Genomic DNA, 13,555 nt, shown 5'->3' with positions numbered 1-13,555 from the left:
GTTGGGCCCGAAGTTTCTTTGGGGGTCTGGGGGCGACCCCCAGGAATCCTCTGCACGGCCCAACCAGGGCCGTAAGCACTACTGCGTGTGTTGAGTTGCTGCTAGCTCGCCATGCGGCGGGCGGCGTCCTCGATACGGTCCGCGAGCGAGCCGTTGATCACCTCGTCACCGACCTGCACCCGGATCCCGCCGAGGACCTCGGGGTCCACGTCGAGGTTGAGGTGCATCGTGCGGCCGTAGAGCTTCGCGAGGGCGGCGCCCAGGCGCTGCTTCTGCGGGTCGCTCAGCGGCACCGCCGAGGTGACGACGGCCACCGTGCGGTCCCGGCGCGCGGCGGCGAGCTTGGACAGGGACTCGAGTCCCGCTTCCAGGCTACGGCCTCGCGGCGCGGTCACAAGGCGCGTCACCAGACGCTCGGTGGCCGCGTCCGCACGACCGCCGAGCAGGCTGCGCAGCAGCTCGCTCTTGGCCGACGCGGTGGCCTTCCGGTTGGTCAGTGCGGCGCGCAGCTCCACGTTCGAGGTGACGATCCGCCCGAAGCGGAACAGCTCGTCCTCGACGTCGTCGAGGGTGCCGGCCCGCTGCGCGGCGGTGAGGTCCGCGGCGTCCGCCAGCTGCTCCAGCGCGTCCACCAGGTCGCGGGACTGCGACCAGCGGGAACGCACCAGGCCGGCGACCAGGTCGGCGACGGTGCCGCTGATCTGGCTGCCGAGCAGGCGCTGGGCCAGCTCGGCCTTGGCCTCGCCGGGCTGCGCCGGGTCGGTGAGGACCCGACGCAGCGACACCTCGCGGTCGAGCAGCGCGGTGACGGCCGCCAGCTCGGCGGCGAGCTGCGCCGCGTCCACGGACGTGTTGTCCGTCAGCGCGTCGAGACGCTCGCGGGCGGCTGCCAGGGCCTCGCGGCTCGCTCCGTTCATCGCGACGCCTCGGCCTTCTCCTCGAGCTCGTCGAGGAAGCGGTCGATGACGCGGCTCTGGCGGGCGTGGTCCTCGAGGGACTCCCCGACGAGCTTGCCGGCCAGGACGGTGGCGAGCTTGCCGACGTCCTGACGCAGCGCGGACGCCGCGGCCTTGCGGTCGGCCTCGATCTGGGAGTGACCGGCGGCGACGATCTCCTCGCGCTGCCGCTGGCCCTCGGCGCGCATCTCCGCGATGAGGGTCGCGCCCTGCTCCTGCGCCTCCTGGCGCAGACGCGCGGCCTCGTGCCGGGCCTCGGCGAGCTGAGCCTTGTACTGCTCAAGCACGCTCTGGGCCTCGGTCTGCGCGGCCTCGGCCTTTTCGATACCGCCCTCGATGGCCTCGCGGCGCTCTTCCAGAACCTTGTTGATGGTCGGGAGGAGCTTCTTGGCGAGGAAGCCGAAGACGATGACGAAGGCGATCAGGCCGATGACGAGCTCCGGCCACGGCGGAATGAGGGGGTTCTCCTTCTCCGCCTCGGCCGCCAGCTGAACCAGGGGGTTCACATCAGTGCCTTTCGTCTAATACGGCTGGTCGTAGGAGTTCGTCTTAGTAGACGAACGGCATGACCAGACCGATGAGGGCGAGTGCCTCACAGAAGGCGAAGCCCAGGATCTGGTTGGCACGGATCAGACCGGCAGCCTCGGGCTGACGGGCCAGAGCCTGGGTGCCGTTACCGAAGATGATGCCGACGCCGACGCCGGGACCGATGGCGGCGAGACCGTAACCGACGGAGCCGAGGTCACCGGTGACAGCAGCGAGGTTGGACATGCCAGTTCTTCCTTCTCTTAACGGACCGGTGGGTGTTGGCCACCGGACGACTTTGGACGTTGGGGGCGGTGCTCAGTGGTGCTCGGCGAGCGCGCCCTGGATGAAGGTGCACGTCAGCAGGACGAAGACGTACGCCTGGACGGCCTGGATGAAGAGCTCGAAGGCGGTCATCACGATGACCATCACGAACGAGACACCCGAGTACGCGATGCCGATGCCGTTGAGCATGTACCAGCTGGCGATCGTGAAGAGCAGCAGCAGGGTGTGACCGGCGAACATGTTCGCGAACAGTCGTACGGCATGCGTGAACGGGCGGACCAGCAGGTTCGAGAAGAACTCGATGGTCATGGCCAGCGGGAGCACCGGGCCCAGCGACTTGTCGTAGCCGGTGAAGTTCTTGAAGGCGCCGACGAAGCCGTGCCGCTTGAACGTCAGCGAGACCCAGGTGATGTAGACGATGGCCGCGAGAACCGCCGGGTAGGCGATGATCGAGGTCACCGGGAACGAGGCGACCGGGACGATCGACCAGATGTTCATCATCCAGATGAAGAAGAACAGCGAGACGGCGAGCGGAACGTACTTCTCGCCCTCCTTCTTGCCGATCGTCTCGTAGACGATGCCCCGGCGGACGAAGTCGTAGCCGGCCTCGGCGACCATCTGGAGCTTGCCCGGGACGACCTTGGGCTTACGGAAAGCCGCCCAGAAGAAGCCCACCACAATGATGGAACCGAGCAGCGCCAGCAGCATCGGCTTGTTGAAGTACATGCCGTTGCCGTCTGCGTCACCCCAGAGCGGCTCGAAGAGGAACGAGTGCAGGCCGGGAGCCGGGAAGCCACAACCGTCGAAGAGGTGGCAGTCGGTCTCGAAGGCGAGCACCTGCGTCGGGTCAGCACTCACCGCGGGCTCCTTCATCGTGGCGCATAGGTACGGCAACCTCGTTGTGTCGGCGCGGCGCGGGGCCGCGGTTCGGCACGGGACTGGTGTTACGGATGTGGGGGCGGCTTGGGGGCATCTCGCCTCGCGATTGAGCAGGCGTCAGCTCGAGTGCCCGCGCCCGCGATGCCGCAGTTGGCACCGGACGATAGCAGGATCTCCCAGGCGTCTTTATCCCGGCCCTACCCCTCACGACGAGTGCCCCGATTTGTGGGACTGCTCGTCCTTGGCGGGAGTGCTCGGCTCGGGCTCGACGTAAAGGATCTTGGACTTCATGTGGGCCCACGTCTGGGCACCGATCCACGCCAGGGTGCCGGCGACCAGGGAGACCGCGAACGCCTTGGGGTTGAACAACGTCGTGTTCTTGAACGCGGCCATGAAGATGAACAGCAGCAGGATCTGGGCCGCGTAGAGCATCAGACCCATGGCCTGGAACAGGTGCGGAAGCGATTTGGCGGTGCGCTGGAGGACGTAGAGACCGAGCCCCATGAAGAGGACGACCACCACCGTCGCGACACCGGCCCCGATCGCACCCTTGCCGCCCGCGACCACGCCGCTGACGACGGCGGCAACCGCGCCGACGGCGACCGTGGGCACGGCGGCCTGAGCCAGGATCCGGACGTCGTTGGACGGCATGGCGGCAACTCCGCTTTCAAAGGGGGGCAGGGGTGTCGTCATGGACGAGCGTAGTCCCCGTCCGAGGGGCGAAAGACCGCCCGCCGACCTCGCGACCGATGGACCGTCGCACTACGGTCCTTCGGGTCTATCCGGGGTTCTCGTGAACCGTATCACAAACTATTTGATGAGGTCTTTACCTGAATGGTGTGCTTGGTGTCACACATGAGAGTGAGACTGCACGTCTGTGCAGGAACAGCGACCACTTGTCTGGTATTGCGCATCTTTGCCCACCCGCGGTTTCCCCACGACTTGGCAATGCTCTAGTCAGATTCTTACCTTGCCGCACGCGAGCGAGGACCGACGGCGGTCGCCCCGTTGGCCCCCGAGACGCCCACGGCCACCGGCGTGCGAGGCTCCCGCTCCTCGTCCTGGTCTCCGCCCGCGGGCTCCTCCCCGGCCGCCGTCGCCGGTGCCTGCGCCGACTCCGGCAGGACCTTGCGACGCCGGTAGCGCGGCGGCACGAAGGACTCGGCCCAGCGCGGGGCGCGCGGCGTGAAGCGCGGCAGCAGCAGCAGTCCCAGGCCGATCGCGCTGAGGATCACGACACCGAGGACGATCCACATGGACGCGGAGTTGACGGAGTAGGTCAGGGCGCCGAAGGCGATCAGCGCCGACCAGAAGTACATGATCAGCACCGCGCGGCTGTGCGAGTGGCCGATCTCCAGCAGCCGGTGGTGCAGGTGCCCCCGGTCCGCCGCGAACGGCGACTGGCCGCGCCAGGTGCGGCGCACGATCGCCAGGATCAGGTCGGCGGCCGGGATCGCGATGATGGTCAGCGGGAGCAGCAGCGGGATGTAGACAGGGACGGTCTGGTGGACCGTGGCGCGCTCCGAACCCGAGAACAGGTTCATCACGTCCGGGTCGACCTGACCCGTGATGGAGATCGCACCCGCCGCCAGCACCAGCCCGATCAGCATCGAGCCGGAGTCGCCCATGAAGATGCGCGCGGGATGCATGTTGTGCGGCAGGAAGCCCAGGCACATGCCCATCAGGATCGCCGCGAACAGGGTGGCCGGGGCGGCGGCCTCGATGCCGTACGAGTACCAGATGCGGTAGGCGTACATGAAGAACGCGGCGGAGGCGATGCACACCATGCCGGCGGCGAGGCCGTCCAGGCCGTCGACGAAGTTGACCGCGTTGATGGTGATGACGACCAGCGCGACCGTCAGCAGGGTGCCCTGCCACGGGGTCAGCGCGACCGTGCCGACGCCCGGGACCGGCAGCCACAGGATCGTCAGACCCTGCATGACCATCACACCGGCGGCGATCATCTGACCGCCCAGCTTGATCAGGGCGTCGATCTCGAACTTGTCGTCCAGGACACCGATCAGCCAGATCAGCGCCGCCCCCGAGAGCAGGGCGCGCGGCTCGTTGGACTTCTCGAAGACCTGGTTGAGGTTGGTCAGGTGGTCGGCGACCAGCAGCCCCGCGCACAGGCCGAAGAACATGGCGATCCCGCCGAGGCGCGGAGTGGGTTCCCGGTGCACGTCACGTGCCCGGATCTCCGGCATCGCCCCCGCGACGATCGCGAACTTGCGCACCGGCCCTGTCAGCAGATACGTCACCGCGGCCGTCACGCAGAGCGTCAGCAGGTATTCACGCACGGGCTTCCCCACAGGTCTCGCTGGCCATCTCAGCCCCACACCCTAGCGATGCGCGCATATGGTTGGGGACTTCCGGGTAGCGACGATGGTTGCACGTGCGGCTGTGCACGGATCTGCGCACACCTCTGTTCAGCCGGGACAGGGCGGAAATCCCCCGGCCAGCTCCCGCACTTCTTCACGAACCCGCCTGGCCTCGGCCTCGCCCCGGAGCACGCCCGCCATCAGCTTGGCGATCCGCGCCATCTCCGTCTCCCCCATGCCCTGCGTGGTCACCGCGGCCGTGCCCAGACGCAGGCCTCGCAGGTCGGCGTGGGGCAGGGCGCAGCAGTCCAGGATCATTCCGGCCGCCGCGAGCCGGCCGCGGGCGGTACGCCCGTCGACACCGAGGGGCGCCGGATCGGCGGTGATGAGGTGGGTGTCCGTGCCGCCGGTGGTGACGGCCATCCCCTCCGCCTCCAGCCGGGCCGCCAGCACCCTCGCGTTGGCGACCACCTGATGGGCGTACCGGGCGAACGCCGGTGTCGCCGCCTCGCCGAACGCGACCGCCTTCGCGGCGATGGTGTGCATCTGGGCGCCGCCCTGCGTGAACGGGAACACGGCCCGGTCCACCCGTTCGGCCAGCTCGGCGCCGCACAGGATCATGCCGCCGCGCGGCCCGCGCAGCACCTTGTGCGTGGTGGCGCACACGACATCGGCGTACGGCACCGGGTTCGGGGCCGCTCCCCCGGCGACCAGACCGATGGGGTGGGCGGCGTCGGCGATGAGATGGGCGCCGGTCTCGTCGGCCACCTCTCGGAAGAAGGCGTAGTCGATGTGCCGGGGGTAGGCGATGGAGCCGCAGACGATCGCCTTGGGTCGGTGGCTGCGGGCCAGCGTACGGACCTGCTCGTAGTCGATGAGCCCGGTCTCCGCGTCCACGCCGTACGGCACGAAGTCGAACCAGCGGCCGGAGAAGTTCGTCGGGGACCCGTGCGTGAGGTGGCCGCCGTGGGGCAGGCCGAGGGCCAGGACGGTGTCACCGGGGCGCAGGAGGGCGGCGTAGGCCGCGAGGACGGCCGAGGAACCGGAGTGGGGCTGGACGTTGGCGTGATCGGCCCCGAACAGCTCCTTGGCCCGTTCCGCGGCGAGCCGCTCGGCCATGTCCACGATCTCGCAGCCGCCGTGGTGACGGGCGCCCGGATAGCCCTCGGCGTACTTGTTGGCCAGCGGTGAGCCGAGCGCGGCCAGCACGGCGGGCGACGTGAAGTTCTCGGCCGCGATCAGCTGGAGGGACGACGCCTGCCGCTCACGCTCTCCGAGCAGGATCTCGGCGAGCGCGGGGTCCTGCCGCCGCAGGACGTCGGCCTCGATGGCATGGGTGACCGGCATGATGGACTCCGGGGCGTCGACGGTGACGTACGTCCAATGTAGGCCGCACCCGCCCCAGCCGCCCGGCCGCCGCACCCGACACACCTCAAGCCCGCGCCGCGACCCCCGTCAGGGCCGTCACCACGGGGTCCAGCGCTTGATGTATCTCGTCGCCGATCGAGCGGAAGAACGGGAGGGGCGCGCCGTAGGGGTCGTAGACCTCGTCCGCCTCCGCGGTGGGGGCCAGGAGCCAGCCGCGGAGGGCGGCGGCGGCGCGGACCAGGGCACGGGCGCGCATCACCACGCCCTCCTCCAGCGGGGGGAGGGTGGCCGGGTCGATGGCGTTGACCAGGCGGGTGAACTCCTTCAGCGTGAAGGTGCGCAGCCCCGCCGAGTGGCCCATGGAGATGACCTGGGCGCGGTGGTCACGGGTGGCCGTCAGCACCAGGTCGGCCATGATGACGTGCTCGTCGAGCAGCTCCCGGCCGGTGAACCCGGAGGCGTCCGCGCCGAAGTCGGCCAGCACGGTCTCCGCGTTGGCCTCCATGGGCGCGCCCTCGTGACCCCAGGTGCCCGCGCTCTCCACGATCAGCCCGCCGCCGAGCACCCCGAGTCGCTGCGACACGAAATGCCGGGTCAGCCGCTCGGTGATCGGCGAGCGGCAGACGTTGCCGGTGCTGACGTGGAGGATGCGGAAGGTGTCGCGCGGAAACCCGAACGTCGTCGTCTGTTCCGCGGCACGTTCCCCGGTGCCTATGCCACGCCCCGCGTCAGGGGCTGTCAATTCGCCACCTCGAGGTCGGGTACGACCCTGCGCAGTTCTTCCGCCGAGATCGCGCCCGCCCGCAGCAGCAACGGCACCTCACGACTGACGTCGACGATCGACGACGGGACGTTGCCGGGGGTGGGGCCGCCGTCCAGGTAGACGGAGACGGAGTCGCCGAGCATCTCCTGGGCGTAGTCGCAGTTCTCCGGCGCCGGGTGGCCGGTGAGGTTGGCGGAGGAGACCGCCATGGGCCCGACCTCGGTCAGCAGCTCGATGGCGACCGGGTGCAGCGGCATCCGGACGGCGACCGTGCCACGGGTGTCCCCCAGGTCCCACTGGAGGGAGGGCTGGTGCTTGGCGACGAGGGTGAGCGCACCCGGCCAGAAGGCGTCGACCAGCTCCCAGGCCAGCTCGGAGAAGTCCGTGACGAGGCCGTGCAGCGTGTTCGGGGAGCCGATGAGGACGGGCGTGGGCATGTTGCGGCCCCGGCCCTTGGCGTCCAGCAGGTCGGCGACGGCCTCCTTGGAGAACGCGTCGGCGCCGATGCCGTACACCGTGTCGGTCGGGAGGACGACCAGCTCGCCACGGCGGACGGCGGACGCGGCCTCGCGCAGACCCGTCACGCGGTCGGTCGCGTCATTGGTGTCGTATCGCCGTGCCATGTCTAGCGGGCCTCCTCGTGCGCGTACTGCTCGAATGAAGTCGGGGGGACGATCACGGCAGCGCCTTGCGCGCGGTGGCGAAGCGCGGCCGGTTGTTGAGGTCGGGGTGGTCGGCCGCGTCGGCCCAGCCCCGTTCCTCGGTGAAGATCCACGGCACCTGGCCGCCCTGGGTGTCGGCGTGCTCGATGACGACGACACCGCCGGGCCGCAGCAGGCGGTGCGCGGTGCGTTCGATGCCCCGGATCAGGTCCAGGCCGTCCTCGCCGGAGAACAGGGCCAGTTCGGGGTCGTAGTCGCGGGCCTCGGGGGCGACGTACTCCCACTCGGTGAGGGGGATGTACGGCGGGTTGGAGACGACCAGATCGACCTGGCCGTCGAGGTCGGGGAAGGCGTCCAGGGCGTTGCCCTGCCGCAGGTCCACCCGGGACCCGAGCACGTTCTTGCGGGTCCACACCAGGGCGTCCTCGGACAGCTCCACGGCGTGCACGCGCGAGCGCGGGACCTCCTGGGCGAGGGCGAGCGCGATGGCGCCGGAGCCGGTGCACAGGTCGACGATCAGCGGCTCGACCACGTCCATGGCGCGTACGGCGTCTATCGCCCAGCCGACCACCGACTCGGTCTCGGGGCGCGGCACGAAGACGCCGGGCCCGACCTGGAGTTCCAGGTACCGGAAGTAGGCGCGCCCGGTGATGTGCTGGAGGGGCTCGCGCTGCTCGCGCCGGGCGATGACCTCCCAGTACCGGGCGTCGAAGTCGGAGTCCTTCACGGAGTGGAGTTCGCCCCGCTTCACCCCGTGCACGAACGCGGCCAGCTCCTCCGCGTCATTGCGCGGCGAGGGCACGCCGGCGTCGGCCAGCCGCTGGGTGGCCTGAGCTACCTCAGCGAGCAGCAGACTGCGGGGGCTCGGGGAACGTCCCCCAAATGATCGCTGCACGCAAGTCCTCCGTGTCGTCCTCGGTCGTGCGTACGTGCCTTACGCGGCTGCCAGCTTCGCTGCCGAGTCCGCGTCGACGCAGGCCTGGATCACCGCGTCGAGGTCGCCGTCCAGGACCTGGTCCAGGTTGTACGCCTTGAAGCCGACCCGGTGGTCCGAGATGCGGTTCTCCGGGTAGTTGTAGGTGCGGATCTTCTCGGAGCGGTCGACGGTGCGGACCTGGCTGCGGCGGGCGTCGGCGGCTTCCCGCTCCGCCTCCTCCTGCGCCGCGGCGAGCAGCCTGGAGCGCAGGATACGCATCGCCTGCTCCTTGTTCTGGAGCTGGCTCTTCTCGTTCTGGCAGGAGGCGACGACTCCGGTGGGAACGTGGGTGATGCGCACCGCGGAGTCGGTGGTGTTGACGGACTGCCCGCCCGGCCCGGAGGAGCGGTAGACGTCGATGCGGAGGTCGTTGGGGTTGATCTCCACGTCGACCTCCTCCGCCTCGGGCGTGACGAGGACACCGGCCGCGGAGGTGTGGATACGGCCCTGGGACTCGGTCGCCGGGACGCGCTGCACGCGGTGCACGCCGCCCTCGTACTTCAGTCGGGCCCACACGCCCTGACCGGGCTCGGTCGCGCCCTGGCCGCCCTTGGTCTTCACCGCGACCTGGACGTCCTTGTAGCCGCCCAGCTCGGACTCGGTCGCGTCGATGATCTCGGTCTTCCAGCCGACGCGCTCCGCGTAGCGCAGGTACATGCGCAGCAGGTCGCCGGCGAACAGCGCGGACTCGTCGCCGCCCGCACCCGCCTTGATCTCCAGCAGGACGTCCTTGTCGTCGCTCGGGTCACGCGGGACGAGCAGCAGCCGCAGCTTCTCCGTCAGCTCCTCGCGCTGCTTCTCCAGGTCCTTGACCTCGGCGGCGAAATCGGGGTCGACGGCGGCGTACTCACGCCCGGTCTCGATGTCGTCGCCGGTCTGCTTCCAGGAGCGGTACGTGGCGACGATCGGGGTCAGCTCAGCGTAGCGCTTGTTCAGCTTGCGCGCGTTGGCCTGGTCGGAGTGGACCGACGGGTCGGCGAGCTTCTTCTCCAGGTCGGCGTGTTCACCGAGGAGTTCCTCGACGGCCTCGAACATCTCTGGCTCCTGTACTGCGAACGAAAGGGAAGGCAGACGACCAAAAACGCCGGTCCCGGCGCGCGCCCCGGGCGGGGGCACGGCCGTGGACCGGCGAAATGGGGCTCGCTACTTCTGGGAGCCGGCGGCCTTGCCGAAGCGGGCCTCGAAGCGGGCCACACGGCCACCGGTGTCGAGGATCTTCTGCTTGCCCGTGTAGAACGGGTGGCACTCGGAGCACACGTCGGCACGGATGGCACCGGACTCGATGGTGCTGCGGGTGGTGAACGACGCGCCACAGGTGCAGCTGACCTGCGTCTCGACGTACTCGGGGTGGATGTCGCGCTTCAAGGTGTCTCCTAGGTTTCGGGAGGGCGCCGGGTCGCCGTCCACGGGATGCGGAAGCGTGAACCGGAGCCGACGTACCAGTCTGCCAGGACTGGCCGCATCCCCCAAAACCGGGGGGTGGGGCGATCTATTCCCCACGGGTCCCGCGACGGTCTCCGAAGCCCTTCTCGCGGCGGGTTCGGCGGCGGTGGGGGCTGCCCGCCGCCGCGGCTATTGCGGGTGCCGCTCCCGCGACCGGCCTCGCGGCGGTTGCGGCTGCCCGGCCTCCCGGCGCTTGCGGGTGTCGCTCCCGCGACCGGCCCCCCGGCGCTTGCGGTTGCCGCTCTCACGACCGGCCCCCCGGCGCTCGGACCTCGGCCGGTCAGGACGAGGACACGACGCCCGCCGCCTCGCCCGTGGCGTTGCCCTCGGTGGCGGCCTTCGGGATCGGGAGGTCGTTGCGCAGGGCCGTCCAGACCTGCTGGGCCTTCGCCTTCTCCACGATGACGCGGTTGGGATCCGCGGGATCGTAGCGGACCGGCATCGTGACCATGTTCATGTTGGCCGCGCTGATGCCCTTGAGGCCGCCCGCGAACGACATCAGGGAGTTCAGGGAGCCGAGGTCGGAGTCGGTGGTGACGGCCTTGGTGGCGGTGTCGGCGAGGTCGTACAGCTTCGTGCCGCTGGTGAGGAGGCCGACGTCCCTGACCTGGTTGACCAGGGCCTTGATGAAGGCCTGCTGGAGCTGGATGCGGCCGAGGTCGGAGCCGTCGCCGACGCCGTGCCGGGTGCGGACCAGACCGAGTGCCTGTTCGCCGTCGAGGGTGTGCGTGCCGGCCTTCAGGTTCAAGTGACTGTCGGGGTCCTTGATGTCCTTGGTCGTCGTCACCTCGACCCCGCCCAGCTCGTCGATCAGCTTCTCGAAGCCGGAGAAGTCGACCTCCACATAGTGGTCCATGCGGATGCCGCTGATCGACTCGACGGTCTTGACCGCGCAGGCGGCACCGCCCGTCGTGTATGCCGAGTTGAACATCACGCCGGTCGCGGCGTCGTGCGTGCCGCCCCGGGGGTCGGTGCACTCGGGGCGGTCGATGAGGGTGTCGCGCGGGATGGAGACCACGCTGGCCTTCTTGTGGCCCTCGTACACGTGGATGATCATCGCCGTGTCGGAACGGGCGCTGCCGTCGTCGGTGCCGCCGCCGAGCCTCTTGTTGGCGCCGGCGCGGGTGTCGGAGCCGAGGACGAGGATGTTCTCCGAGCCGTTGTCGGCCTTCGTCGGCCGGTCGGTGCCGAGGGCCTGGTCGATGTCCACGCTCTTGATGTTGCCGTTGAGCTTGACGTACACGTACCCCAGGCCGCTACCGCCGAGGACGACGACTCCCGCCGCGGTCCATGCCGCGATCACCAGGCCTCTGCGCCGGGCGTGCGGCTTGCGGCGCCCGGCCCTGGACCGCCGGCGGGGGCCACTGCTGCCGGACTCGTCCGGTGTACCGGCCGCTCCCGGTATGCCGGGCTCCGGCGTGCTCTCGGGGGACATGTGCTCCTCTGTCTCGTGTCGACCTCACCATCGTCCTCCGCCACGTCAGACGGAGAAACCCGGCACAGGGTTGCACAGGGTTCCGTGCCCGACCTGGCAGCGGTCGGGCACGGAGCGTCACCGGATGAGCGGCGGTGTGCCCCGCTCACCTGCGAGGTCAGGCGAAGATGTCGTACTGCTTGAAGGTCGTCCCGAGCGAGATCCGTGCGGAGAAGATCACATTCCCGGCGCTTCCGGTGCCCCGGTACAGGTAGAGCGTGCCGGCCGGGGTGCGGGCCAGCAGGTCGGCCCTGCCGTCGCCGTTGACGTCACCGACGGTGGCGAGGGCGTTGTACGTCGTGCTGGTCCAGGTGGCGACCTTCACGCCGGACGCGAAGGTGCCGTTGCCGCGGCCCTTGTACAGGTAGACCGCGCCGCCGGTCTTCTTGCGGGCGATCAGGTCGGCCAGACCGTCGCCGTTGAAGTCGCCGTGGCCGCGCACGGCGTTGAACGAGTTCCAGCCGACGCCCGCCTTGACGCGGGAGGCGAAGGAGCCGTTGCCCTTGCCCGGGTAGACCCACAGCGCGCCACCGGAGTCGACGGAGACCAGGTCGGGCAGGTGGTCCCCGGTGACGTCACCGGGGGCGACGACGCTCAGCCGCGTCTTCCAGTTGTCGCCGACCAGCTTGGTGGCCCAGGTGCCGCTGGAGGGCACGTAGTGCTTCCAGAAGACGTCGCCGTCGGAGGCACGGCGCACCAGCAGGTCCTGGGAGCCGTCCCGGTCGAGGTCGGTCTGGAGGACGACGTCGACGCCGCTCCAGGTGCCCCAGGACTCGGGCGCGCCGAGTGAGGTGCCCTTGGAGTCGCGCTCGTAGCCGGTCCTGTCGGCGGCGTTGCGCATCCACAGGTCGGCGTAGTGGTCACCGCTGAGATTGGTGTCGTCGACGCGCGGGTAGGTGGCGCCGACGTATGTGGAGACCTTGCTGAAGACGCTGTAGGCGCCGCTCTCCACGCAGTCCTTCACGCCCCAGGAGACGACGCCGACGATCCGGTCGTTCACCACGAGCGGCCCGCCGGAGTCGCCGTTGCAGGCGGAGGTGGTGCCCTCGTCACCACCGGTGGCGGGGGTCCCCGCGCACACCATGTGGCCCTTGACGAAGTCGGCGCCGTAGGCGTCCGCGCAGGTCGTGTCGGACTGGACAGGCAGCGTGGCCGTCTTCAGCGTGGTGGAGATGTCCTGGGTGGTGGAGGTGGTGCGCCCCCAGCCGTAGAGCTGCGCGGCCGTGCCGGCCTTGTACGACACGGTGTCGGCGGCCGTCGTCATCCGGATCGGCGTGGCCCTGACCGGATTCTCCAGGGTGAGGACGGCGATGTCGTTGTCGACGGTCGCCGCGCTGTACGACGGGTGGTTCCACTGCCGCCGGACGCCCGTCGCCGTGCCGCCGTGCAGGTCGGTGGTGGTCGCGAGTTGGGTGGCGCCGGTGATGACGGTGCCGTGGGCGTACCAGTTGTAGCCCTTGACGCAGTGCGCCGCGGTGAGGATCTTCGTCGGCGCGACGACGGCGCCGCCGCAGAAGAACCCGATGTCGTCGCTGGTGGTGGCGGTCCCCCGGCCGTCGCCGTACCAGAGCTGGGCCATCCAGGGTGCGGTGGTGACCGTCGTCGTCGTGCCACCGATGATCTTCGGATCGACGGTGGTGGCGGTGCTCGCGCTCAGGGGCGCCTTCGCGGTCCGTCCGGGGAGGTCGTCACCGGCGACGGCGTACGCGAGGCGCTGCTGGAGTTCCTTGGCCGACGTGCCGCTGCGGGCGGGCGACGGCGGCGCCTCGGTGGCCTCCGCGCTCGACATGAACAGCGCGCCGGCCACGGCGGTGGCGACACCGGCCGCGATGACGGGCAGGGCGATGCGGATCCGGCGTCTGTGCCGTCCGCCGCCGGACGCGGGTGTACCCACTCAAGTCCCCCC

At 69.8% G+C, this 13,555-nt stretch carries 14 protein-coding genes; all 14 read right to left on the bottom strand.

Going from position 1 to position 13,555, the window contains the following annotated elements; genetic code table 11:
* Positions 1 to 101: 101 nt before the first annotated feature.
* Positions 102 to 917 (bottom strand): F0F1 ATP synthase subunit delta, encoded by an 816-nt coding sequence (locus tag ACZ5Y0_RS06395; protein WP_469127443.1) that lies wholly within the window; start codon positions 915 to 917, stop codon positions 102 to 104.
* Positions 914 to 1,462 (bottom strand): F0F1 ATP synthase subunit B, encoded by a 549-nt coding sequence (locus ACZ5Y0_RS06390; protein WP_469127442.1) that lies wholly within the window; start codon positions 1,460 to 1,462, stop codon positions 914 to 916. Before ACZ5Y0_RS06390 ends, ACZ5Y0_RS06395 begins: the two co-directional genes overlap by 4 nt.
* A 43-nt stretch (positions 1,463 to 1,505) precedes the next feature.
* On the bottom strand, positions 1,506 to 1,727 hold the full coding sequence (atpE, locus tag ACZ5Y0_RS06385) for an ATP synthase F0 subunit C (protein WP_004925497.1): 222 nt from the start codon (positions 1,725 to 1,727) through the stop codon (positions 1,506 to 1,508).
* A gap of 72 nt (positions 1,728 to 1,799) precedes the next feature.
* Positions 1,800 to 2,639: a F0F1 ATP synthase subunit A gene (atpB, locus tag ACZ5Y0_RS06380; protein ID WP_469127441.1), complete on the bottom strand. Its 840-nt coding sequence runs from the start codon at positions 2,637 to 2,639 to the stop codon at positions 1,800 to 1,802.
* A 210-nt stretch (positions 2,640 to 2,849) separates the two neighbouring features.
* Positions 2,850 to 3,296, bottom strand: coding sequence for a hypothetical protein (locus ACZ5Y0_RS06375; RefSeq protein WP_469127440.1), 447 nt, complete (start codon positions 3,294 to 3,296; stop codon positions 2,850 to 2,852).
* Positions 3,297 to 3,610: 314 nt separating this feature from the next.
* Positions 3,611 to 4,942, bottom strand: coding sequence for an MraY family glycosyltransferase (locus ACZ5Y0_RS06370; RefSeq protein WP_469127439.1), 1,332 nt, complete (start codon positions 4,940 to 4,942; stop codon positions 3,611 to 3,613).
* Positions 4,943 to 5,071: 129 nt separating this feature from the next.
* Entirely contained in the window at positions 5,072 to 6,310 is a 1,239-nt protein-coding gene (locus tag ACZ5Y0_RS06365) for a serine hydroxymethyltransferase (protein ID WP_469127438.1), read from the bottom strand.
* Between the two features lie 85 nt (positions 6,311 to 6,395).
* Entirely contained in the window at positions 6,396 to 7,073 is a 678-nt protein-coding gene (locus ACZ5Y0_RS06360) for an arsenate reductase/protein-tyrosine-phosphatase family protein (RefSeq protein ID WP_454318757.1), read from the bottom strand.
* Positions 7,070 to 7,717, bottom strand: a complete 648-nt coding sequence (locus ACZ5Y0_RS06355) for an L-threonylcarbamoyladenylate synthase (protein WP_469127437.1) — start codon at positions 7,715 to 7,717, stop codon at positions 7,070 to 7,072. Before ACZ5Y0_RS06355 ends, ACZ5Y0_RS06360 begins: the two co-directional genes overlap by 4 nt.
* Before the next feature lie 52 nt (positions 7,718 to 7,769).
* Entirely contained in the window at positions 7,770 to 8,609 is an 840-nt protein-coding gene (prmC, locus tag ACZ5Y0_RS06350) for a peptide chain release factor N(5)-glutamine methyltransferase (RefSeq protein ID WP_469127524.1), read from the bottom strand.
* An 81-nt stretch (positions 8,610 to 8,690) separates the two neighbouring features.
* The gene (gene prfA, locus ACZ5Y0_RS06345) at positions 8,691 to 9,767 is read right to left on the bottom strand and encodes a peptide chain release factor 1 (protein WP_469127436.1); all 1,077 of its coding nucleotides are present in this window, start codon (positions 9,765 to 9,767) and stop codon (positions 8,691 to 8,693) included.
* Between the two features lie 108 nt (positions 9,768 to 9,875).
* Positions 9,876 to 10,097: a 50S ribosomal protein L31 gene (gene rpmE / locus ACZ5Y0_RS06340; RefSeq protein WP_356567605.1), complete on the bottom strand. Its 222-nt coding sequence runs from the start codon at positions 10,095 to 10,097 to the stop codon at positions 9,876 to 9,878.
* Positions 10,098 to 10,455: 358 nt separating this feature from the next.
* Positions 10,456 to 11,610 carry an LCP family protein gene (locus ACZ5Y0_RS06335; protein WP_469127435.1) on the bottom strand — a complete coding sequence of 385 codons (1,155 nt, stop codon included), beginning with the start codon at positions 11,608 to 11,610 and terminating at the stop codon, positions 10,456 to 10,458.
* Between the two features lie 157 nt (positions 11,611 to 11,767).
* Positions 11,768 to 13,543, bottom strand: coding sequence for a trypsin-like serine protease (locus tag ACZ5Y0_RS06330; RefSeq protein WP_469127434.1), 1,776 nt, complete (start codon positions 13,541 to 13,543; stop codon positions 11,768 to 11,770).
* Positions 13,544 to 13,555 lie beyond the last annotated feature (12 nt).

It is taken from the genome of Streptomyces sp. NPDC033216 (genome assembly GCF_055577115.1).
This window is presented reverse-complemented; position numbering and strand designations above follow the sequence as displayed.